Source organism: Mesorhizobium loti CJ3sym, from assembly GCF_000472785.1.
GTDB classification, from domain to species: domain Bacteria; phylum Pseudomonadota; class Alphaproteobacteria; order Rhizobiales; family Rhizobiaceae; genus Mesorhizobium; species Mesorhizobium loti_E.
The window spans coordinates 122,830-143,929 of the sequence record NZ_KI421462.1; the positions used below are offsets into that span (position 1 = coordinate 122,830).

Consider the following 21,100-nt stretch of genomic DNA (forward strand, 5'->3'; position numbering starts at 1 on the left):
TACAGCTGCGATTAGGGCGCGGCCGATGCCCCGCTTGCCGGGATGTGACAGCTGGTAAAGCGTTGCGGCAGGTTTGCTGGCGGTCCCGGCGCTTGCGCTGACGCGTGCGGCGCAGTCCGGCGACACGGTGGAGGCCGCCGGCAGATGGGTGGGCGCGTGATCGCCGAAGCAATCGCCGAACTCGCCCAGTATCCCAGCTTCGATAACGACTGAATCGGCGTTGACTCAATGCAACCTTGGCTTCCGGAGACCGCGCTGACCGCCGCCGGCCTGACCGCGCTCGCCGCGCAGGATGCCTTCGGACAAGCAAATCACCTGCGTCAAGGCGCCCTTTAAGTCGCTGATCGACCATGTCTTTATCTCGCCCAATCTCGTGCCGGGCGGCCACGATTTCATGATCCTCGCGCTCGACCGAACCATCGAGCGGTTCCTGGAAGTGTCCGATCATCGCCCGGTCCTCTTCCGACTGGCCGGGCCTATCGGTGAGCGTTAGATCCAGAACGAGGTTACACGGGATTCCTACAGCCCGCACATCGCAGCTGGCCGCCTGGCAAAGTCAAAGGGCAACCGTCTCACCGACGAAGACCGCGGCGAGCCGCAATCATCGAGCGAGGACGAAATAGGGACAGCGAAGGGTTTTATCCGCATGCGGCAGGAGGATCGCTTTGTGGTTAGCGCTATTGCTGCGTATTCGATGCTTTTCTCGACCGGGTTTGCCAGTAGGCACAGCCAAGCAGCGTGAGGGGAGGCCAAAGGGATAACCAATCGTCGCTAAACGGCATGCTCCAGCAAATAACGGCAAGGCGGTAGCGGCGCGCTTGAGCCCCGGTTGAAGTGCTTGGAGTTTTTTCCGAATGGGCGAGCGTTGCGACTAATGAAGGCGTCACATCATTCGACGGTGACTGATTTTGCCAGGTTGCGTGGCTGGTCGAGATCTGTGCCCATGAAGAGCGCCGTGTGGTACGCAAGAAGCTGTATCGGCAGCGAGAAGATCATCGGCGCGATAATCTCGTCGGTGGCCGGCAGCACGATCGTGTGCATCGTATCGAGTTTCGATGCGGCTGCCCCTTTTCCATCGGTGATGAGGATAATGCGCCCTCCGCGGGCGGCCACTTCCTGCATGTTGGAGAGGGTCTTGTCGAAAAAGCGATCATGTGGCGCGATGACGATCACTGGCATGTTCTCGTCTATCAATGCGATAGGACCGTGCTTCAATTCACCCGCCGCATAGCCTTCGGCGTGGATGTAGGAAATCTCCTTGAGCTTCAGCGCACCCTCCATCGCCAGTGGGAAATTTGTGCCACGGCCGAGATAAAGGACATGATGACACTTTGACAGTTCGCGCGACAGAAGCTCAATCTCCGGCTGGATGCTGTCCAGTACCTGCCTCATGACGCCCGGCATTTCGGCGAGGCTCTCGACGAGCGCCTGCACCTCATCTTCGGTCACGGTTCCGCGGGCCTTGGCTGCGTGGATGGCGAGTGCGGCAAGAGCGGCTAGCTGGCAGGTGAAGGCCTTGGTGGAGGCGACGCCGATCTCTGGGCCGGCAAGGATCGGGAAGACCACATCGGCCTCCCGAGCGATGGTCGATTCGCGCGCATTGACGACAGCGCCAATTTTCAGCCCAAGCTGCTTGCAGTACCTCAGCGATGCCAGCGTATCGGCGGTTTCGCCCGACTGTGAAATGAACAGAGCCGCAGACTGCGGCGACAACGGAATCTCGCGATAGCGGAATTCGGATGCAACATCTATTTCGACCGGCAGGCGCGCATAGCGCTCGAACCAGTATTTTCCGATCAGCCCGGCGAGATATGCGGTGCCGCAGGCAGAGATCGCCAAGCTCGGGATCTTGGCGAAGTCGATGCCAAAAACCGCATCGGCACCATTTTCGATGAAATTGATATAATGACCGAGCGCATCGGCGATGACCTCGGGCTGCTCGAGGATTTCCTTCTCCATGAAGTGGCGATGGTTGCCCTTGTTGGCCAGAGTGGCCACGGCCACGGAGGTCTGGCGCGGACGCGCGACGGGGTGGCCGTCGTAATCAAAGATATCAGCGCCCGTCCTGCCGACAACTGCCCAGTCACCGTCGATGAGATAGGTGATTTCATTCGTGAATGGAGCAAGCGCGATCGCGTCGGAGCCCAGGAACATCTCGCCGTCGCCGTGACCGATCGCCAGCGGTGGTCCATTGCGCGCCGCAATGATGGTCGACGGATCATCCTCAAAGAGGATGGCAAGCGCGTAGGCACCCCTGACGCTTTTCAGCATGGCATGCACCGCCTCACCACGCCTCATGCCCTCCCGGCGGTGCCTTGCCAAGAGATGCGCAAGGACCTCAGTGTCGGTGTCGGTCTGGAACTCGGCTCCCGTCGCCGCCAATTCGTCCTTCAGTTCGGCGAAATTCTCGATGATGCCGTTATGGACGACGGCCACACCATCCGTGAAGTGCGGGTGTGCATTGCGTTCCGTCGGTGGCCCATGGGTTGCCCAGCGGGTGTGGGCGATGCCGATGGTACCACCCAGCGGCTCTTCCTTGAGTCTCCTCTCGAGATTGACGAGCTTGCCCTCCGCGCGCCGGCGGTGCAAGGTGCCCTCGGTGATCGTCGCAATGCCGGCCGAATCATAGCCGCGGTATTCCAGACGCTTCAATGCGTCGACCAGGCGTTCCGACACCGGCTGTTGCCCAACGATGCCAACAATTCCGCACATGTTCTTCTCCGAATTCTTCCCGGCAGCCTTAGCCGACGCAGACGAGGGACGCCGCCCGGCATGCGCTCAGTTAGAGTCTTCTAATGGAATCCAGTAAGTTCGGTAAAATTGATTGTTGGGATAACCATCATCCACGCCATGGATGAACTAAACCTCAGTCCAATGCGGGTGATGTGAACCGGGGCGTACGCTTCCGCCTTCAACGGGCTGCGCATGTCATGGCCGGCGCCCTCACCTGCGTTAATAGCATGCAAGCCGGCCGGAGGAGACGTGGAATACTTGGGCCGAGTGCGAATGGGTAGCCCCAGCGCACTCTTTGATCTCGCCGTTCAATTGTGCGGACGCTGCTTCATGCATCATTCCTCGGCTTGCTTCTCCAGGCCGGACGCAATGGCTCCTTTCGGCGACGAGAAGCAAACCCTCTTCCGATCCCTGGGGCCACGCACCACGTCTTGGCTATCCGCATGGGCCGTGCGGCAGCCCGAGAATCGGTTGCCACAGTACCGGCCCATTCAGACGTCCCCTCCAGCGGATGCGCAACAGGCTGGCGTGAGAGATCTCGAGAAACCCGGCCACCGCCTCCGTTTTGCCGACGGGCTGCGGCTTTCCGATGCGCGACAATGGCCACGTTGCGAGGCGAAGGATCCGTTCCATACGCGTATCGGTCACCGTCACGATCCGGGTGAGATTGTTGGCCAAGCCGAATTCGATCATGCCGGCGAAGAGCTCGTAGGTTGCTTGGGCAAGGCCGCCTGCCGCCTTGGGCGTTGATGGGGGCAAATCGAGCGCGAAACGGCTGCTTTCCCATATGTCGGGACTCGCGGGCGCCACAGCCTCACCCAGCAGCGCCGGGAATGTGTCGCGCAACATGGTCGGCCCAGTGGTTGGCAAGAGGCGCACGCAGCCACGAATTCGCCAATCGGATCCCTTGAGCAGCAGATAGACAGGCTTCAAGTCGTCAAAGGTGTCTGTTTCCATTTCGCCTCCCGTCTGAACTTCCCAATCGAGCCTCTCCTTGAAAACCCGATATCTGAGCCCGTGCATCTCTTTGAGCTCGCCTGCGAATTCGCTGTAGAGGCCAGGTGTGATCAGCTGAATCATTCGTCGCCTCCGTGCGGGTTGTGTTCCCGCCATCGAAGGGCAAAGCGCACAGCGATGCAGCCTGTAGACGTTTACAGCTATCCTCGCGGAAGGATCCGGATCTCGCCTGACCGGAGGCAGCCAGCCTGGCAACCGCATGGATCGTCCTAACGCGAGCTTTGCTTGGCATTTTCCAGATGGAAGGTCCCCTTGGCCTTTGAGACCTGCTTTCCAAGGCGTATTCGCGAGTTTGATCCATGCCTTTATGGTCTTGGAGAGCGTGGCGGGCAGGCTACACAGTGGGTGGCCGAGAGGTCGGGAATCAGTTGGAATGGAGGAATTCGTCTCGCCAAAGAGGGGATCTTTTGCAATGCACTGCCTGCCCGACACTCCCGCTTCAACGTCACGCGCCACATACCGCCGAGTAACAGCCGGACCGGCGACGCCGGCTGTGCTGGTTGTTAGCCTGATCAGCGGCAGCACGGTGAATCTGAGCCACGTCGCCAGCCATTTCCACGGACCGGCGAGCGTAGCCTCCAACGATCGCCGGCGGCGACGCTTCTTCCAGTTTACCAGTTCGACGAGGACTGGCTGGCGTGTACGCTGGTGGCGCGGCTCAACCTACGCCCGCCCTTGCGGCTGTGCCTTGACTGCACCAATTGGAAGCAAGCACATAAGGTTCGCATCAAGGAGCGAGGCAATATGCATCGTCGTAACCTGATTAGAGGATTCATCGCGCTGGGCGTGTGCCCGATCTGCGCCCAGACCGCGCGTGCGGCCAGCGCCCATTGGGGATATGGCGGCTCGGTCGGGCCGGAGCATTGGGCCGATCTGGACACGAGAAATTTCGCCTGTTCGGCGGGCAGGCAGCAGTCACCCATCGACATCGCCGGCACGGTAAAGGCGGATATACCGCGCATCGACATCAGTTGGCTCAAGGGCGGCGGCAGGATGGTGAACAACGGCCACACCATTCAAATCAACATGCCGGAAGGCAGCACCTTGACCCGCGGGGATCGCGTCTACCAACTGGCACAGTTGCATTTCCACGCGCCGAGCGAGCATCACGTGGCGGGCATGAGCTTCCCGATGGAAGCGCATTTTGTCCATAAAGACACAAAGAGCGATACTCTGGGAGTGCTGAGCGCCCTTCTTACGCCTGGCGCGACAAATAAAAGCTTTGCCGGTCTCGCCAAGGTCTTTCCGGCCCGGCCCGGCGAGGAGATGGCAGTTGACGAGTTCGATCCCAACGGGCTTTTGCCGGCCTCGCTCGGCTACTGGACCTATGAGGGATCACTAACGACTCCGCCCTGCACCGAAAACGTGGAGTGGATGGTTGCAATGGAACCGGTCGAGGTCGACACCGCAGACATCAAGCGGTTTACGACGCTTTACGCATCTAACGCGCGGTCGATCCGTCCCTCCAATCGGCGCTTCATCCTGGGCCTCAGCTAAGGTCATCGCGCGCGTCAAGCAAAACCGCGGTAACAATCGGGGGGTTTCGAACAGTACGACGCCACCCTGGTGGCGCTGGCATCGACCATAATGCCCTAGGGTTCACAAAAGCATGACCGGATCATGGGGAACTTGTGGGCCGCTTGCTTGCGGAGAACTGGGTGGCGTCACCGACACCCGTACACTCCGGCCCGGATCTGCTTGATCAGGGATTGATAAATTCGACGCGTCGCTCCCGTGCTGCGAGAACCCTCCTTATACTGGACCAATTAAAATCTCCAAAAGTGGCAGTTTAGTTTGGACCAGTGAACTGCAATATTGGCTTGCAGTCAGGGAAGCGATCGTGACTGGTCGCGCCGGTCATGGATTGCTTGCGCTCGAACTGATGGAGTTGCCTGGATGTTTGAGGGTCCCATCATCGACGGTCGAATTAAGAATATTGCATCGGGATTTAGAGCCGTGAGCGTCTACGTCGATGCCACTTCAGCTGGAGAAGGACGTTTCGATCCCCGATTGCTTGGTGAAGCCTGCGATTGCGCGTTGGCGGATGGCCCGGCTTGGGCAGAAGCTCATCTGGCGAGTTGGTCCGACGCCTACGTCGTCTTTGGCGCGAAGCCTAACCGTACGCCGTGCTCAGCCCAGGCCCTCAGAAAGCGGGTTCTGAAAGACGGCACTCTTTCGACGATCAACCCGATCGTCGATCTCTACAACGCCATCAGCCTGAAATACGCAGTCCCGGTGGGTGGAGAGAATTTTGACGCCTATGTCGGAAGACCCCACCTGACGATCGCTGACGGGAGTGAGACGTTCGACACCATGATGAATGGAGAGGCGGTCAACGATCCTCCCTTGCCCGGTGAGGTCATCTGGCGCGACGACATTGGCGTCACCTGCCGACGCTGGAACTGGCGACAGGGCACTCGAACCCGCCTGAAGACCATAACAGGCCGGATGTGGTTCGTACTGGAGGCGTTGGAGACCATGCCGGACGATGCATTGGCAGAGGCGACGGATGCCATGGTCGGAGGGCTGAATGCCTTGATGCCTGGCTGCAAAATCGCGAGCCAAGAAATTGCCATCGCCGGATGAGGTTTCCGGTCGAGCGAGCGGATCGCTGGCCGCCCGGGGCATCCGGCGCGATCGATCCGATCGAGATTATCAAGGGCTGAGAGAATGAATGTCGATCTCCATCAGTTGCTCATCGTCTTTGCTGCATATGTCATTGCCGCGGGGAGCCCCGGCCCGAGCAACATGCGCATTATGGGGGTTGCGATGGCGCGCGGCAGAGGTGCTGCGCTCATGCTTGCCTCCGGCGTCGTCAGCGGCTCGATCTTTTGGGGTTTTATGGCCTCCACCGGCATCTCCGCCCTGTTGGCCAGGTACGCCCAGGCACTGCTCGTTCTGCAGGTTTTCGGGGGGCTTTACCTGCTATTCCTCGCCTTCAGGGCGGGACGGTCGGCGCTTACGTCGAACGAGAAGCTGGCGGTGCGCGCATCGACCGACCAAGTCGCTCTTTCGCGGGGTGAGCTCTATAGGAAGGGCCTCTTGATGCATTTGGCGAACCCAAAATCCGTGCTGGCATGGATCGCGCTCGTCACGCTGGGGATCGGTCCGAATTCATCGTGGCAAAGCATCGCGGCGATATTGGGTGGCTGCGCCATCCTAAGTGTCACGATATTCTGCGGCTACGCCATTGTCTTCTCCACACCGCCTATGGTGGCTCTATATCGCCGCTGCCGCCGCTGGATCGAAAGTCTGTTGGCGATGTTCTTCGCGTTCGCCGGGCTGCGTATGCTGCTTTCCCGTATGTAGTTTCGAAAGGAATGGATGATGACTTTGTTTCACGGCCTGTCGGCGTTCCCCCTTACGCCAACCGATGCGGAAGGGCATGTCGACACCGAGGGTCTGGCTCGTTTTCTCGAGCGTATTCAACGCGCCGGAGCGGACTCCATCGGCCTTCTGGGGAGCACGGGCGGTTATGCTTACCTCACCAGGGAAGAACGCAAGCGTGCCGTTCAGGCTGCCGTGGAATGCATCGGCGGCAAAACGCCTCTTGTCGTGGGTGTGGGTGCATTGCGTACCGATGAAGCTCAGGCTCTGGCGCGCGATGCCAAATCCGCTGGCGCTGACGGCCTGCTCCTGGCACCGATGTCCTACGTTCCCCTGAACGAGGACGAAGTCTTCCAGCACTTCGTCGCCGTGGCCGAGGCGGGGGAATTGCCTTTGTGCATATATAACAATCCAAGCACCACGCGCTTCACATTCAGCGACGCATTGATCGCCCGGCTGTCAGAGGTGTCCAACATCGTCGCTGTGAAAATGCCTCTGGCGGCGAATGACGATTACGCGGGGGAACTGGCACGTTTGCGGTCGATGACGACTGACACGTTCACAATCGGATACAGCGGCGATTGGGGCGCGGCGGATGCCCTGCTTGCCGGATGTGACACCTGGTACAGCGTTGCGGCAGGTCTGCTGCCGGTCCCGGCGCTTGCGCTGACGCGTGCAGCGCAGTCCGGCGACGCGGTGGAGTCCACTCGGTTGAACCGCGCTTTCGGGCCGCTCTGGACCTTGTTCAAACACTACGGCAGCTTCCGCGTTATGTTCGTCATCGCCGACTACCTCGGTCTGGCGCACGTCCAGCCACCGCGCCCTATTTTGCCGTTGCCGGAGGACGCCGGAGATGACATTAGGCAGGCATTGGAGAAGCTCGAATAGCCGAGCACAGGGCATGCCCAGTGCCACTGCTAGTTAGGCACCCGGCGCGCGGGCGTTCCGCGCACCGTTCGAGATGGAAGTTGGGCGGCGCAGAATTGGATCGGGTTGGTCGCGCTTTGGCTTTGCGGTCTCTTCGGTGGTGAAATGGTCGCAACGTTATCGTGCTCCGGTAGCGCCGGGAAGATGGGCGGCCATCGCAAACGCGTTCTGCAGCCGCATCGAACTTTCATCCGCGACCAAACGACCGGAAGTAGAATTTCGAGCTGATCGTAGGCCGCTCGCTGCCTGAAGAGGGTGCTCCGCGCTACATCGGTTTCGTCTATGGCTATGATCGCGAGCCGCAACGGCGCATTCTCGACCATCTCAAGAAGCAGCCCGTCCAAGCCAATCAGGATATCACCTTCATCACCGACGGTGGGGAAGAACGCCGACTGGTTCCATATCACCGTGCGCATCAGGGTCCTTCGGCAGTTCGTGCAAGGGCTCGAAAACCAGGATGAGCAGACCGGACAGGACCTGCTCGAAACTCTGCGCAGGATCAAATGGCATCTCTGGCATGTTGACGTCTATCGGGCCCGTCACGAAATCGCCGACCTGCAATTCGACGCGGAAGGTCTCGAAACAGGCTAGCCGAACATGCGCAAGTTCCTGACCGCCATCGGCGAGTTCACCAGGCCTACATCGCCTCCAACAGTGCCAGCCTGATTATTACGGCGAGCGTTAGCGGTCCGGAGATCGCATCTCTTCGGCCCTCGTCAAGGCCACCGTCAACGCCGTTCCAAGCGGTTCGCCAACAAGCGGCAGATGCAGTGGAGCAGGATCGGCGCACATCTTCTGCTGCAAACCCGCACGCAGATCCTCGATGACCGTCCCGACGCGCTTGGCGTGCAGCCCCTCACCTCGCCCGCGCCCCGCGGTGGTTCTTGCCAAGAGACGCTCGCTCGCATCTAACGAAAACCGCCGCTGCATTTAGCTGCATCCATTGTTCGGATGCGTGCGATCCAAACAATCAATTTGTTCAATCAGCTTCTTGAAAGCTAACCCTTGTTTGGTGGAACATGGGCTCTGGTCGTCGACGCTGGCTTAATGCAGGGGCTGCACGCAGGAGATACAATGCACAGAGATCGCAAGCGGGTTAGCGGCATAATGGCTGGCCGACCGGTGTCATCCCCAGGCTGCTGCAGCGTGCGGCTTGTCTGTCCCTCCATGATCTCTCGGAAGACAGTTCCGAATACTGCGACCGGTTGCCCGCCTTGTGTGTCGCCTCGATCTCATAACCGATGGTGAGCTGCTCAATGGGCTATCCTTCACCGGATAAGAGATGAAGTGCGAACGCTCCTCGGGGATCATGCCGATCGTACGTACGTCCTGCTTACTCTGGTCAAGCATAGAGCGCAATTTGTTGGCCCAGCTATGAAACTCTTGCCGGAAGTTAGCTCTGCCGCGTGCGTGATGGCTTGAGCGGACTGACGCAACGAAGGCTCACGAGTATTCGGTTCCTGCCGTCATTATGACGAGACTCAACGGTACCTTCAACATCGGCGTGGTTCGACTCGCCGCGCGAAAACAGGCAAATCTCGATTGAATCCGTCACGCGGTGTCAGCCTGGCATTGGTGCCTTCCCTTCTCAACAACTATCAAATCAGCATTCACGGATAGCCCAGTTTCTCACGTGCCGTAACGCCGTGCCTTCAGTTTCCACGTTCGCGTCGAGCTCGCGAGTGGCCAGAGTTCGGAACAGAACCGTCGAAGTCTAATCGCCGCGAAATTCAACGGAGGGTCAGCGGGGCCACGGGGGCAAAGTGCGACGGTGTCTAAGCCGTCTTTATGAGGGGAGAGGTATACATGGTTTTCCTGTTCCAGCAGCATCCGGCCGCACACCGAAGCAATGAGGAGCTAGAATTCAGATCAGACTTTCGCAAGGCGCGCACCGCGCATCAAACGCCGTTTCGTTGTGAAAAAAGGCTCAGTACCGACAACGTTTTTGTAATCGCCCTGGCGGCCTCGTTTGCGCTCTTGTTCGGGATACAGAGGCAGGACCCACAGGTCGACGAGGCGGTCCTAAGTGAACTGCGAACGATTCAGATCAACTACGCATTGCTCCAGCGCGATGTCGCCCGCGCTCGAACCGACATGGTATTGGACTTCCGCCCCGTTGATTCTACCCTCCAAGCATTGCAAAGGAACGTTACAAACTTGCAACGCCTTGCCGAGATTTCGCCCGATGAGAGCTCCGGAGCGCACTCCAGGTTGCTTGCACAGCTCAAAAAGTCCGTCGAGAACACAGAGGCTGCCATCTCGGCAGCGGCTGCGCAAAATGAGCTTCTGCAAAGCTCTCTCGTACGGTTTGCTCGCTCGGTTAATCGCCTTGAGGGGGCGCCGTCCAACAGGCTTGAACTCTCCAATTTGATCCTTCAGTTTTCGGCCAGACCGGGATTCAGCCTCGCATCACAGATCGATCAGTCTCTCAGCCGACTTCCTCCGAGCCAGGACCAAGCCACCCACGATGTTGTCCGCAACGGCCGCGCTATCCTGTCCGCGTTGTCGAGAGTGGACCGCGCAGCCGATCGGATCGCATCCTTTAACACGTTCGCCAAGGGCGCCGAACTGGAGCGCGAATATCTGAAAGACTACAGCTTGGCCAGCGCGCAAGCGCAGCGCACACGACTTTTCTTTGGCTCGGTGTCCATATGCCTCTGCTTGTTTGCGATCATTCGGGCCTTCAGGCTGCATGTGCGGACGAACCGGTTGGAAAGGCGGCTGGAGCTTGAAGAGGCAATGCGTGAGATCGAAGCTCGCTTCAACGAAAGTAAAGCAAAGAACGCGTCGCCGCGCTTTTCAACCGAAGCAGCGCTTAGACTTGTTCAACGCGCTTTCGACGCGGATCAATGCGCGCTTGCTCAGGTGGATCCGAGTCTCAGCAGGCATACCGAGTGCTTTGTGACGAACACGTGCATGCGTGTCTGGAACGTCGCGCTTCTTGATGAAGTCGTTTCACTTGTCCGCGCCGGACGGCCAGTGTTTCGCGTCGTTCCGGCGGCGGAAATGGTTCGCACCGCCCTAGACACTTCCGGTGTTTGTCAAATTGTTGCTTGCAGGGCCTCCGATCAGCAGGCTGTGGTTTGCATCCTTGTTTTTGAACGAGATCGCTCACTCCCCTCAGCAGGCGACCTGTGGGTTCTTGCCAGTGCCATTGGGCGTTTGAGCAACCATCTTGAAATGCAACGTGTAAATGCCGAACGCGACCTTCTGGTGAGTCGATGGGAGCAGGTGGAAAGGCTGAGGACCGTCGGCACGATCGCAAGCGGCGCCACACATGAGTTCAACAATATTTTAGGCGCAATAATCGGATATTCAGAAATTGCCCAAGGTCTGGTGCGTCGCCCCTCCAGAATACGGAACCACATCGACCAAATCATCTTAGCTGGACACCGCGCCAAGCTGATCGTTGACCAGATCTTGTCACTCAGCCGAAACCGCAAGCGCGTTGCATTGCCTTTCAACGTCTCCGAAATTGTCATGGATCTTGCGCCATTGCTGCGGGTTACAGTTCGTGCGGGTGTTCAGTTGAACTTCAAGATCAACGAGTGGCAAACGGTGGTCGAGGGCAGCCCAACCGAGATGCAGCAGATCCTCATGAATCTGTGCAAGAACGCGTCGGAGGCTGTCTTGAACGAGGGCCGCGTCGAGGTTAGCGTTTCTCGCGCCCAGGTGTGCCAAACCAAGCCGCTGGCTCAGGGCACCTTGAGACCTGGAGATTACGTCCTCCTCTCCATCAGCGACGATGGCCCAGGAATCGCAAATTCGATACTTCCGCATGTCTTTGAGCCCTTTTTTACCACGCGCTCTCTCGTCGGCGGGACCGGGCTGGGTCTTGCTGCGGTTGACAGGCACGTGAGCGCGCTCGCAGGATGCCTAGACGTCACCTCGGTTGTTGGCCGAGGTACGCGCTTTGATATCTACTTGCCAGCCTCCGAGGAGGAGCCAGTCAGCGCTGACGTCACTTTCGGCCCATACAACGGATCACCGGCCAACGGCGGAATCATTGCAGTCGTGGAGCCCGATCCAGCAGAGTTGGAGATTCACAAGGACAATATCGCCGCGCTGGGTTATGAGCCGATCGGCTTCGCGACCTTCGAAAGTCTTTGCGGCTGGATCGAGAGCGGGAAGGCAGCTGACCTGCTGATTTTGGCGAAGACGCCTTTCCTCGAGCGAGGACGGGCCGAGTCCGTATGCCCCACCATCATGGCGGTGCCTTTCATAGTCATCGGTGACATCGACCCCATGCCGGTCACATCTGACAATCAGGCCTTCGTCCTTCGGCTAGCGAGACCGGTCTCGTCCAGGACAATAGAGCATGCGATACGTATAATGATGATGGCGTGATGCCGCCGACTCGCTCATTCTATGCAAGTAATGTGAGAAGGCCTGGCAAAAGACATCGAAGCAGAACAAAACGACGCGTCGCATCACAATGGACTTATCGATCCCGAGACGTTGTTCTAGCCTTAGTGCTTGTTAAGGAGGTCGGCTACTGTCTCTCCCCGTCGCCGGGCATCGGCGGCGAGCCATACCTCTCCCACCTCGTACAGGTCACCTTGGGTGTGGAACGGCACAATGACGTCAACGGCAGCCGACAGCATGTCAAGAAGCGTTCGATCTTCCACAGCGGCTCCTTGCGGGCTGCTCTTGACGAGGGAAAAGAGCTTTTTGAAGCCCTGGACCGGATCGGCCCCATGGATCGTTGATATTGATCCCGCATGGCCGGAGACGACTTCGCTAAGGTAGGCCCATGCAGCATCATCGCGCATCTCGCCGAGCAATATTCGATCAGGGCGCATGCGCAAGCTCGCTTGCAGCAGTTGCTCGGCTGTCACCGCACCTACGCCGGCTCGGTCCTTTGGATAGAGTAACCGGACATGGTTCTCGTGCGGGATTACAAGCTCCAGCGTGTCCTCGATACTTATCAGTCTCTCTTGCGGGGGTATAGCGTTGATCAAAGTCTTGCTCATTGTCGTTTTGCCGCTTCCAGTAGGTCCGCAAAGCAGCATCGTGAGCCGTCCCGAAACACACGCTTGCAAAAACTTCTCCAAGTCACCATCGTCGTATTGCTGAAGAATAGTTTCGTCCTGCCGCTCTTGGCGCTGTTTTCGTGACCGCCATTGATTCCAACGTGAGTATTCGTAGCGAGAAGAAACTTCCTTCAGTTCGGTCACACGACTTGAAGGACGCCGTATCGTCAGGCTTACTGTTCCTGAGGGAACAGCGGGCGGCAAACAGATCTGTAGCCGCTCTCCGTTCGGCAGCTCAGTCGCACAGAGGGGGCTTTGCGGTCCGACATCTTGCTTGCGCAGCGCTCCAGCGAGAATCGCGATGTCCTCCAGATCGTTATAACCTAGCGGTAGCGGATGTTTCGTGAAGACGCCGGCTTGTCGCACAAACGCTTCCCCAGGCCGGTTGATAGCGACCTCTTCGGTCCTCGGCTCCTCAAGCCATTTCAGAACGGGGTCGAGAAGCAAACGCAATTGAGGGTCAGCCTCCGATCGCATTGTTGTCTCTCCGGCGTTGGCGATGTTGGGGGGCTGGCGCCACGACAGTTGCCGTGAGACCGTATACATCCGAGAAATCGAGGTCGCGAGCCACAAAGATGGATACAGCATCTCCCTGGTTTTTCTTCAGGGTTGGCGGAATGTTGACCGTCGCTCTCAATGTCGTCTCGACGGCTTGTCCGCCATTGCTCTGGAAGCTGTCGATGCCGCTTCCTCCGCCAGAGCTCGCCGCGTATTGACCGGCCGCCTGGAACGCGCCTTGAAGGACGCTCATCAGCATTGCTCCGCCAAAGCGTTCCCGGAAGTGATTATCCACCGTGCCAGGCACTCCGGAGCGGCCGAGCTCGTCAGCGCCCGGCGATGCTATCGAAACGAGGGCATGGTCAGGTGTTTCGATGCGCGTCCACAGCACGAAGACACGCGCATCCCCCTGTTCGAGACCGTGCTGGATCTCGCCAATCACCGTCGTCCCACGATCCAAGAGCACGACATTGTTGGTGGCGCCGCGGACGTCTTTAGGTAAGACGCACTTCACATAGCCGGGCAAATTTGTGTCGACCGCCGTTTGCAAAAGGCAAGGAATGATCGTTCCCTGAGTAATCACGAGATCAGGGTGCGGCAAAAGTGTGGCCCGGCTCGGCTCCTGTATATCTGGCTTCAATCGGCCTGACAGATCGCCACCGGTCGAGATCTCATCCGCGGTCGCGGGAGCATCCTTGTGGGCGTCTTCGCTCCGCTGAGCCACGTCGGGCTTTTGACTGCCGCTGCTGTAGGCGAAAATTGGTGATTCCTCGGGCGGCGGTTCAGCTGCTGCGGGTTGCGGCGTGGATGGCGCAGGATCTGACGCCTGCGCCGCCTTTGCAGGCGCTGGAGGTTCGGGAGCAAGCTCAATAGGCACGGGGCGGAACGGCTCGGCGTTGGGGGAAATTGGCGGGTTTGGCTGAGAGGGTTCGTCTTGTGTGCTGGGACGACTTCCGAGCCAGATGAGCGACAGAGATGAGATGAGAACAAGACCGGCGACGGCCAATTTCTGTGGTCCCGAAACATGCCGGCGGGCCGGCTCCGAGACCAACGATGCGGATGCATTTACATCGTGTCCCGACTGTGGGCCGGTTTCATTCATCGGCCCGAGCCTTTCAAAACGCGCCACACGTCGGGTCTCACTGTACCGGTGCCCGGCGCTCGTCCAACAGGATCATAAGCCCTGTTGAAAATCGACAATACCGTATTGCCATCTCTCAGACGCCATTCCCGGGCGACTGCGGATACTTCAACATAGTCGCCTTTGACTGTGAAGTTGGCAGCGGCTTCCTTGCCATCGGGATTGATGATGTAGAGGGAGGGTATACGGGAATTGCTTGCGAAGCCAAATACGGTGGTAAAGCCATTGTCGAAAACCTGCAGCGGCGCCAGCGATCGATCGCCCTTTGCGACGTAGTGAAAATTGCTTTCGTCGGAACTGGCAGTTGTACCGGGCCGATTCAACAAATCCTGAACCCTCTGTTCCTGCTGCACCTTTGCCCGGGCCTGACCAAGAATCGAGCGCTTTTCTGCTGCCTGTCTCAAAGCAGCGGCCTCATCACCGGGATAGGTGAACTGCACACTGTAGTATAAGTCAGGTTGCTGCTCATCTAATTTTGGCATCGCTCTCGTTGAAATGCTGAAGACATATCTGCGGGTACCGGACTCACTGTCGGCCAGAACGACGACCGGCTGCGGCGGCAGGATCCGGCTGGCCTTGAAGAACAGGTAGTTGGCGCGTGGGAGCGCAGCCAGGTCTTTGCTATTGGAAACGGCCACGGCTGCGACGGTCTCGTTGGCCGCGAATGTGACGACCAGCGTTGCCCCCACCGCGGTCGACAGGCGCACCACTTCGTCGGGACGGTAAGCCAAGTAGCGCATCCGTGCATCATGCTTGCCGGCAAGCGGGGTGTCTTCCGCGGAAGCCTCCAGCGTTAAGAGTAGTGAACAGGCCAGTGCGAGAAACGCTCTTTTTGTCATGGCTGCACGTCACCCAGGTTCGACACGCTATCTTCCGAGGTTTGATAGGAAGTGACGAGTAGACCTCCCGGATTGGTGAGCCTTGATTGGGCAGGCAGATCTGTCAGGCGCTCGTAGCGGATGGTTGCGGTCCAGGTGGTCACCAACGGCATCTGCCCATCGATGGAAAGGGTGCGTTTGTATCGGATCTGTTGAACGTCCGGACTGATGTCGTTTGAGGAAATATGCCCGACTTCGAGCTTGCCGAGCTTGCCGACTGTGACTTGCGGCGAGGTGGGATTCGGATAATTGAAGAAATCTTGATATTGCTGCCGCACAGCCGGTGCGCTGAAACTGGATACGAGGTCATAGCCGTATTGGGCGGAATCGGCTGTGTAGCTCTCGCGCAGGCGTACATATTCCCACAGCGAAGCATTTATGACGGCTCGCTCTTGGGTTGCCGGCAGTCGAGAGACTGACACTTCGCTGTCAACTGTTCCATCCGGGCGCACCCAGAGGAACACAGGTACGAGCTTGGCCAACGGGACCATGGCAGCGATGGTAAATGCCTGCGCAACATTTCCTAGGACCGCCGCTGCCGCAAAGGCTATGAGGGCCTTTGACAGGCGCCGCGCAGACTTCGCTCGTGAAGTTTGAAACGCTTCCACCTTCTTATAGTGGGCGGCTAGCGTTTCTCTCTCCACCAGAAGGGCATGTTCAGGAAATTTCACTTGGGCTCTTTCGCACATTCGACTTGAAGATCTTCAGGGGAGGTTTCCCATTGTCCCACGTTCAGTTGGAATGGCGAACCCGTGCAGGTCGCAAGCTTATCGGTTGTCTTGCAGGCCGCCAAAGCCAGTATTGACAAAAGTAGATAGTATTTCATGTTGAGGTACCGCGCTTGTCGATTGATTAACCACCTGCCGTTTTGGCAATGCGGCGATTGAGGCTGCTAAGAGATTGGTTCGCACCTGCCCAAGAACCGCCTGCTATGCTGCTGGCGATCGTCGGAAGCGCGACGATCAAAGCGTCACCAGCTAGGAAAAGCATATCGAGCTCGTAAAGCCCGATGATCTTGGCTGCTGTCGTACCCTTGTATTTGATCACCGCAAGCATGACTCCCAGCGCGACTGATTCTGCCGCGATAACTATCGTTGCAACGATGTTGAGGAGGACAAGCAGCAGCCCGTATGAGAGCAGTTGGCCGATCCATCTGGTAGCCATGTCTCGAGTGTGATCAAAAAGATAGCCTACAAGAACGAGGGGGCCGATCGCCAGGAGCACCTTCGTCAGAATTCCAACGGCATCATAGATCTCGAACGCTGTCCAGAGCGAGCCGTACAAAATCCATTGCGCTCCCTGGAAGGCAAGTATGTCCTGCTGATTCATTGGCCCAATTTCGGAAGCAATCCGCTGAAAGGCACTCTGACTTGAAGCGAACATTACGTCGAGCTTCTGGGGGATACCGATGAAGGGCAAGGTGCTTCCGCTGATCTGGTGGGCAAGCTTTGGAATCGTGTCGTCGAAGACCGATTCAATGTACAGCTGATAGTTGGCCTGCCCTAAGATGAGGGCGACGACAATCGATACCGTGACTACGCGCGAGATACCTCCGCGCGCGTCGACTTGACCGCGCATGACCAGAAAGCCTTGGATTATGATCCAGAGCGTGACGCACGCAACCAGAGGCGCACTGACCGCCTCTTGGACGTTTCCAATCACTTTGTGCAGCCCCGCCGTAAAGGCCACATGAAAGATCGCGTGTATGGCCGTGAATGGCGCAGGAATTCTGAAAACCATTGCGTGAACCTTATTTGCCCCTGATCAGCGCAGATGAGCCAGATGAACTAAGCGTCGCTACTCAAACATTCTGGCGGTGTCCTGGCGTTCGCGACGCTGCATCGCGGCCTCCTCTGCGGCGTGAAGGCTCGCTTGTGCAGTGGCCATCGTCAGCAGACTCGTGGCCTGGACATTTTGGATAATCGCATCATGAATCTGCTTGAGGACCAGACCGTTGGTGACGGTGGCCTGCACAATATTTCCCGAGCGGGAAAGCTGACCAAGCGTGTTGTCGTTGGCCTTAAGGCGCTTGTCCATTACGCCCAGAGTGTCGGACGCAAGAGCTGCGGCATTGATGGCACCAGCGATTTGTCCCTGTAACAGTTTCGCTTCTGAATCCGTGCCGTCGACTTTCCGGTTTGGGTTGTCCGCAATTGCACGCGCTTTAATCGAAGTTGGCGCCTGACCCTCAAACATCTGCCTCTCAAGCTGATAGCCCGACGGGTAGTGATTTCCTTGGTTCAGTGAACTTAGCAGCCCCGTGACACCGAATGACGACTTTAGTATCTCCACCATTTCCATCGTGGAAGCGAGCGTCTGGGCTGACTTTATCAGGATCTGCGCAGTGGAAACCGCTGTTAAGCCCGCTTGTGTTACTACCGCCGGGTCGATGACGACAAATTGCGACCGGGCCTGTCCGCTAAACAGAAAGGAAGCGGCAAGCGTCGTTGCTGCAAGCGTGGGAAATCTCATGAATATTCCTCCGTTAGTCTTGAATTTCGTTGTAACGAGCCATGAACTTGTCGAGCCACGCACTTGGGGCATCTCCGTGCTGGTCACGAAGCTGGTCGACAAAGCGCACGGTGTTGGCCCGTCCCGAGAGTACGGCTACATACTCGCGCATCTGGCCAAGATCGAATTCGCAAACAACACTCCCGCTCTCGCGCTTGAGCAAAAACTTGCGGCTGCCAATTGCCATTCCCTGGCGGATTGCTTCGAACTCCTGCGTGGTGCACTTCAAGCCATCGACATACGCGGCCCGGTCGGCCGTCGGTGATGGGTAGAAGATCTTGGTCATGCATTGTGCAACGAGACTGGCTCCGAGGGGCGATTCAAGCACGTGTTCAGGCTGCTGCGTTGCGAGTATCAACATGCCGTTGTTCTTGCGCACGGTGAGCAGGAACTTGTCGATAACAGCCGAGAACTGCGGGTTGAGCAGATAGAACCGAAATTCGTCGCAGCTCATGACGAACCGACGGCCATCGACAACAGCGCCCACGCGGTGCAGAAGATATGCGGCGGCCGGCGCACAGACCTCCTCAAATTCCAGGAGCTGCGTCATGTCGAAGCCGGTAATGGAGGCATCCAGCCTGACTTCGTCCTCATCGCCGTCAAAGGCCCATCCAAGCGCATTCCCTCTACACCACCGCTGCAGCCGTGCTCCCGCGCCCTCCGAGGGGCTGTGCAGCAGGAATTCGCGCAGGCCCGCAAGTGAGCGCATGGCGGGTTCGAACGAAAGTTGACGAAGAATGCCACGTTCCAGTCGACGGCTTTCTTCCGGCGAGATCGGACCACGGCCGTCACTCTCGATGAGGGCCATCAGCCATTCGCGCAGAAAATCCAACGAGGCGGAGGTGTTGTCCAGTCCGCGCAGAGGGGCCAAGCCGCTCGGAGCGCCTCTGCGCAACGCAAGGTATGTCCCTCCCGTGGCTCGCACCAGCAGTTCACCACCCCGGTCTTTATCGAAAAAGACGATGGCGCCATTGCGATCGACCACGCTTTGCTCAAGCATCGCGAGGATAAAGGTCATCAGCGTCGTCTTGCCTTTGCCGACGGGTCCGAATATCGCCGTCATGCCGACGTCATTCTCATGGGGGATGTAGTCGAAAGACGTTCCACCGTTTGTGCGAAAGCGCGCAACAGCTTTGCCCCAGTGGCCGGAGCTGGAACCGCTGGGGAAGTTCTCAAATGAGACAAGCCCGGCAAAATTGTACGAGGTGATCGCCCCGGGGCGCGTGCGCCACCTGTTGTTCCCCGGGAGTTGGGACCAGTACGCGGCCTCCATGCCGATACCCTCTTGGACGATAACGGCGCCTGTGTCGGCCAGCCTTGCGCGCGCATTTGCTGCGCGATCGGCAAGGCTATTGAGGCTGTCGCCATAGACGCACAGGCTCAGATGATGCGAACCCATGACGAACTCGTTGCTTGCCAGTGCGTCCTCTGCCTCGGCAAGTTCATTGATCTGGGTGAGAGCCTTGTCGCCGGCGCTCGTCATCTGGCTGGATTTAAGGCTAAGCTTCGCATGAGCTTGTGGCCGAGTGAGGAAGGAAAAGCTCTGGCTCAGGACAAGCGGGAAGTTGGCGGACAGTAAGGGATTTAGCATGCCTGGCCGCGTCGTCGCCGGATATTCACGGAACGAAAACAATGATCCCACGGAGCTATCCCCGGGTCTTCGAATCTCAAGCGCCCGCTTCCCGCAGATGACCCGATCAGTGTAGATCGAGGCGCCAAGCGAGCCGGTAACCATCGGAACCGGAAGAAACCGGCAAGTCATTATCAGCCGAAGCGCCTCACCAATTTCCGTGAAGAGCACGTTGCCTTTCTCGCGAATACCCAACCGGCGCAGACCGTAACCGCCGAGTGAGCCAGCAATGATCTGCCAGAGGTCCTCCAGGCTTCGCAGTTGTGTGGCCAGATCGTTGTCATTCCGTCTGGGGGATTTGGCAATGCGCCAGCCGATCTTACCGATTGCGGTGCGGGGGGACACGACGATAGTGAGGAAGTGATCGTTGCGAAAGAGCTTGCCCGACAGCACATGTCGCTCATAGGCCTCGCTCAGACTGCCAGCAAATGCACTTTGAAACTGGCGCGATGCCGGCTCCGGCACATCGTTGTTGCGCACAAGATGAGCGTATAGCGTGACATTGTCATCCGCGATGTTGCGCAAGAGAGTGTTGAACGCGCGGCAGCGCGAATTGCGCATCTCTGCGTCTTCCAAATCAAAGGGCAGGCCGTTCACGTGTGCCATGGCCATGATCGATCCGTCTTCCAGCAGGACAACCTGATCGCTGAGATGACCGACATACGGAAGATAGATCTCGCCAGATCTCTCGGTCCGGCCACTGGCGCCAAACATTACACCATTCCTCTTCCGCGTTTCGGCACTCTGATCGGATTGACGCTGACGCTCGCGCCACCCCAGACCGGCCCGTCCACGCTTCTGCCGGCCGTCTGCAAATAGAGGAGCGCGACGCTTGCGGCGTTATAGTCACGCTCAACCACCAGCCGTGCCCCGAACCAGAGTGGCACGAGCACGATTTCATAAAGTGGGTTTTGAAGGACAATGATGACGAGACCAGCCAACATCATCAGCAATCCGGCCAGCGTCAGCGGCACCCCCAGAAACAGTGCGGGACGTGTCGCCGCCACATAGAGGGTGCTCACTTCCAACCGGTCGCTCATCAGCCACCGCCTATGAGCGCCTTGCCCAGGAAGCTTGCGCCGAACATGATGACGATCCCTCCAACGACACCCGCAACCAAGCCAAGTGAAGCACGACCGAACATCCAAGAGATGCCGATGGCCACGAGTCCGAGCACGGCCAGTGATTGTCCGAAGGGGCCAAGTATGAAGGTGCAGATATTCTGGACCATCTTGGCGGGATCCGTCCCTCCGGTCACCTGAGCCGAGGCTGGCCCGATGGAGAAGACCGTCCACGCGGCGCCTGCAGCAGCGGCCGGTACATATTCAGCCGTCGTGCGCAGCATGGAAAAAGGCGAAGGAACACGCGTTTTAAGCGCACGAAGTATTTTGAATGGCTTCATCAT

Annotated in this window: 18 protein-coding genes and 2 pseudogenes; 8 read left to right on the top strand and 12 right to left on the bottom strand. The window is 58.3% G+C overall.

Annotated elements, in window-relative coordinates:
* Positions 1-292: 292 nt before the first annotated feature.
* On the top strand, positions 293-493 hold the full coding sequence (locus A3A9_RS45025) for a hypothetical protein (RefSeq protein WP_027033445.1): 201 nt from the start codon (positions 293-295) through the stop codon (positions 491-493).
* Positions 494-888: 395 nt separating this feature from the next.
* Here the strand turns inward: A3A9_RS45025 and glmS are convergent, their stop codons facing one another.
* Together glmS and A3A9_RS0137025 are read right to left on the bottom strand one after the other, a co-directional pair.
* Positions 889-2,712: a glutamine--fructose-6-phosphate transaminase (isomerizing) gene (gene glmS, locus A3A9_RS0137020; protein ID WP_027033444.1), complete on the bottom strand. Its 1,824-nt coding sequence runs from the start codon at positions 2,710-2,712 to the stop codon at positions 889-891.
* 456 nt (positions 2,713-3,168) lie between these two features.
* A complete protein-coding gene (locus A3A9_RS0137025) occupies positions 3,169-3,813 on the bottom strand; it encodes an acyl-homoserine-lactone synthase (RefSeq protein WP_027033443.1) in 645 nt (214 codons plus the stop codon).
* A gap of 681 nt (positions 3,814-4,494) precedes the next feature.
* On the opposite strand from A3A9_RS0137025, the gene A3A9_RS0137030 reads away from it, so the two are divergent.
* The 7 genes and pseudogenes from A3A9_RS0137030 to A3A9_RS0137070 all read left to right on the top strand — a co-directional run bounded on the left by A3A9_RS0137030 (position 4,495) and on the right by A3A9_RS0137070 (position 12,351).
* Positions 4,495-5,247, top strand: coding sequence for a carbonic anhydrase (locus A3A9_RS0137030; protein ID WP_027033442.1), 753 nt, complete (start codon positions 4,495-4,497; stop codon positions 5,245-5,247).
* A 399-nt stretch (positions 5,248-5,646) separates the two neighbouring features.
* Complete coding sequence (locus A3A9_RS0137035) at positions 5,647-6,336, top strand: B3/B4 domain-containing protein (RefSeq protein WP_027033441.1); 690 nt, start codon at positions 5,647-5,649, stop codon at positions 6,334-6,336.
* Between the two features lie 84 nt (positions 6,337-6,420).
* On the top strand, positions 6,421-7,059 hold the full coding sequence (locus A3A9_RS0137045) for a LysE family translocator (protein WP_010914002.1): 639 nt from the start codon (positions 6,421-6,423) through the stop codon (positions 7,057-7,059).
* An 18-nt stretch (positions 7,060-7,077) separates the two neighbouring features.
* Complete coding sequence (locus tag A3A9_RS0137050) at positions 7,078-7,965, top strand: dihydrodipicolinate synthase family protein (protein ID WP_027033440.1); 888 nt, start codon at positions 7,078-7,080, stop codon at positions 7,963-7,965.
* A gap of 112 nt (positions 7,966-8,077) precedes the next feature.
* Positions 8,078-8,205: pseudogene (locus A3A9_RS44675) on the top strand (IS630 family transposase); the annotation flags it as partial.
* Positions 8,206-8,219: 14 nt separating this feature from the next.
* A pseudogene (locus tag A3A9_RS43670) lies at positions 8,220-8,829 on the top strand (ISKra4 family transposase); the annotation flags it as partial.
* 981 nt (positions 8,830-9,810) lie between these two features.
* Positions 9,811-12,351 (top strand): two-component system VirA-like sensor kinase, encoded by a 2,541-nt coding sequence (locus A3A9_RS0137070; protein WP_027033437.1) that lies wholly within the window; start codon positions 9,811-9,813, stop codon positions 12,349-12,351.
* A 122-nt stretch (positions 12,352-12,473) separates the two neighbouring features.
* Here the strand turns inward: A3A9_RS0137070 and virB11 are convergent, their stop codons facing one another.
* The 10 genes from virB11 to virB2 are packed head-to-tail and all read right to left on the bottom strand — an operon-like array spanning position 12,474 to position 21,100.
* Positions 12,474-13,514, bottom strand: a complete 1,041-nt coding sequence (gene virB11 / locus A3A9_RS0137075) for a P-type DNA transfer ATPase VirB11 (RefSeq protein ID WP_027033436.1) — start codon at positions 13,512-13,514, stop codon at positions 12,474-12,476.
* On the bottom strand, positions 13,498-14,637 hold the full coding sequence (virB10, locus tag A3A9_RS0137080; RefSeq protein ID WP_027062883.1) for a type IV secretion system protein VirB10: 1,140 nt from the start codon (positions 14,635-14,637) through the stop codon (positions 13,498-13,500). The genes virB11 and virB10 overlap by 17 nt, the downstream gene beginning before the upstream one ends.
* Positions 14,634-15,515 carry a TrbG/VirB9 family P-type conjugative transfer protein gene (locus A3A9_RS0137085; protein WP_027033434.1) on the bottom strand — a complete coding sequence of 294 codons (882 nt, stop codon included), beginning with the start codon at positions 15,513-15,515 and terminating at the stop codon, positions 14,634-14,636. The genes virB10 and A3A9_RS0137085 overlap by 4 nt, the downstream gene beginning before the upstream one ends.
* Positions 15,512-16,225, bottom strand: a complete 714-nt coding sequence (locus A3A9_RS0137090; RefSeq protein WP_027033433.1) for a type IV secretion system protein VirB8 — start codon at positions 16,223-16,225, stop codon at positions 15,512-15,514. Before A3A9_RS0137090 ends, A3A9_RS0137085 begins: the two co-directional genes overlap by 4 nt.
* Positions 16,222-16,380, bottom strand: a complete 159-nt coding sequence (locus tag A3A9_RS43675; protein ID WP_080680416.1) for a type IV secretion system lipoprotein VirB7 — start codon at positions 16,378-16,380, stop codon at positions 16,222-16,224. The genes A3A9_RS0137090 and A3A9_RS43675 overlap by 4 nt, the downstream gene beginning before the upstream one ends.
* 26 nt (positions 16,381-16,406) lie before the next feature.
* A complete protein-coding gene (locus A3A9_RS0137095) occupies positions 16,407-17,294 on the bottom strand; it encodes a type IV secretion system protein (protein WP_027033432.1) in 888 nt (295 codons plus the stop codon).
* A 57-nt stretch (positions 17,295-17,351) separates the two neighbouring features.
* Complete coding sequence (locus tag A3A9_RS0137100; protein WP_027033431.1) at positions 17,352-18,026, bottom strand: type IV secretion system protein VirB5; 675 nt, start codon at positions 18,024-18,026, stop codon at positions 17,352-17,354.
* A gap of 13 nt (positions 18,027-18,039) precedes the next feature.
* Positions 18,040-20,409: a VirB4 family type IV secretion/conjugal transfer ATPase gene (locus tag A3A9_RS0137105; protein ID WP_027033430.1), complete on the bottom strand. Its 2,370-nt coding sequence runs from the start codon at positions 20,407-20,409 to the stop codon at positions 18,040-18,042.
* A complete protein-coding gene (locus A3A9_RS0137110) occupies positions 20,409-20,735 on the bottom strand; it encodes a type IV secretion system protein VirB3 (protein ID WP_006329140.1) in 327 nt (108 codons plus the stop codon). The genes A3A9_RS0137105 and A3A9_RS0137110 overlap by 1 nt, the downstream gene beginning before the upstream one ends.
* Complete coding sequence (gene virB2, locus A3A9_RS0137115) at positions 20,735-21,100, bottom strand: pilin major subunit VirB2 (protein WP_032925931.1); 366 nt, start codon at positions 21,098-21,100, stop codon at positions 20,735-20,737. Before virB2 ends, A3A9_RS0137110 begins: the two co-directional genes overlap by 1 nt.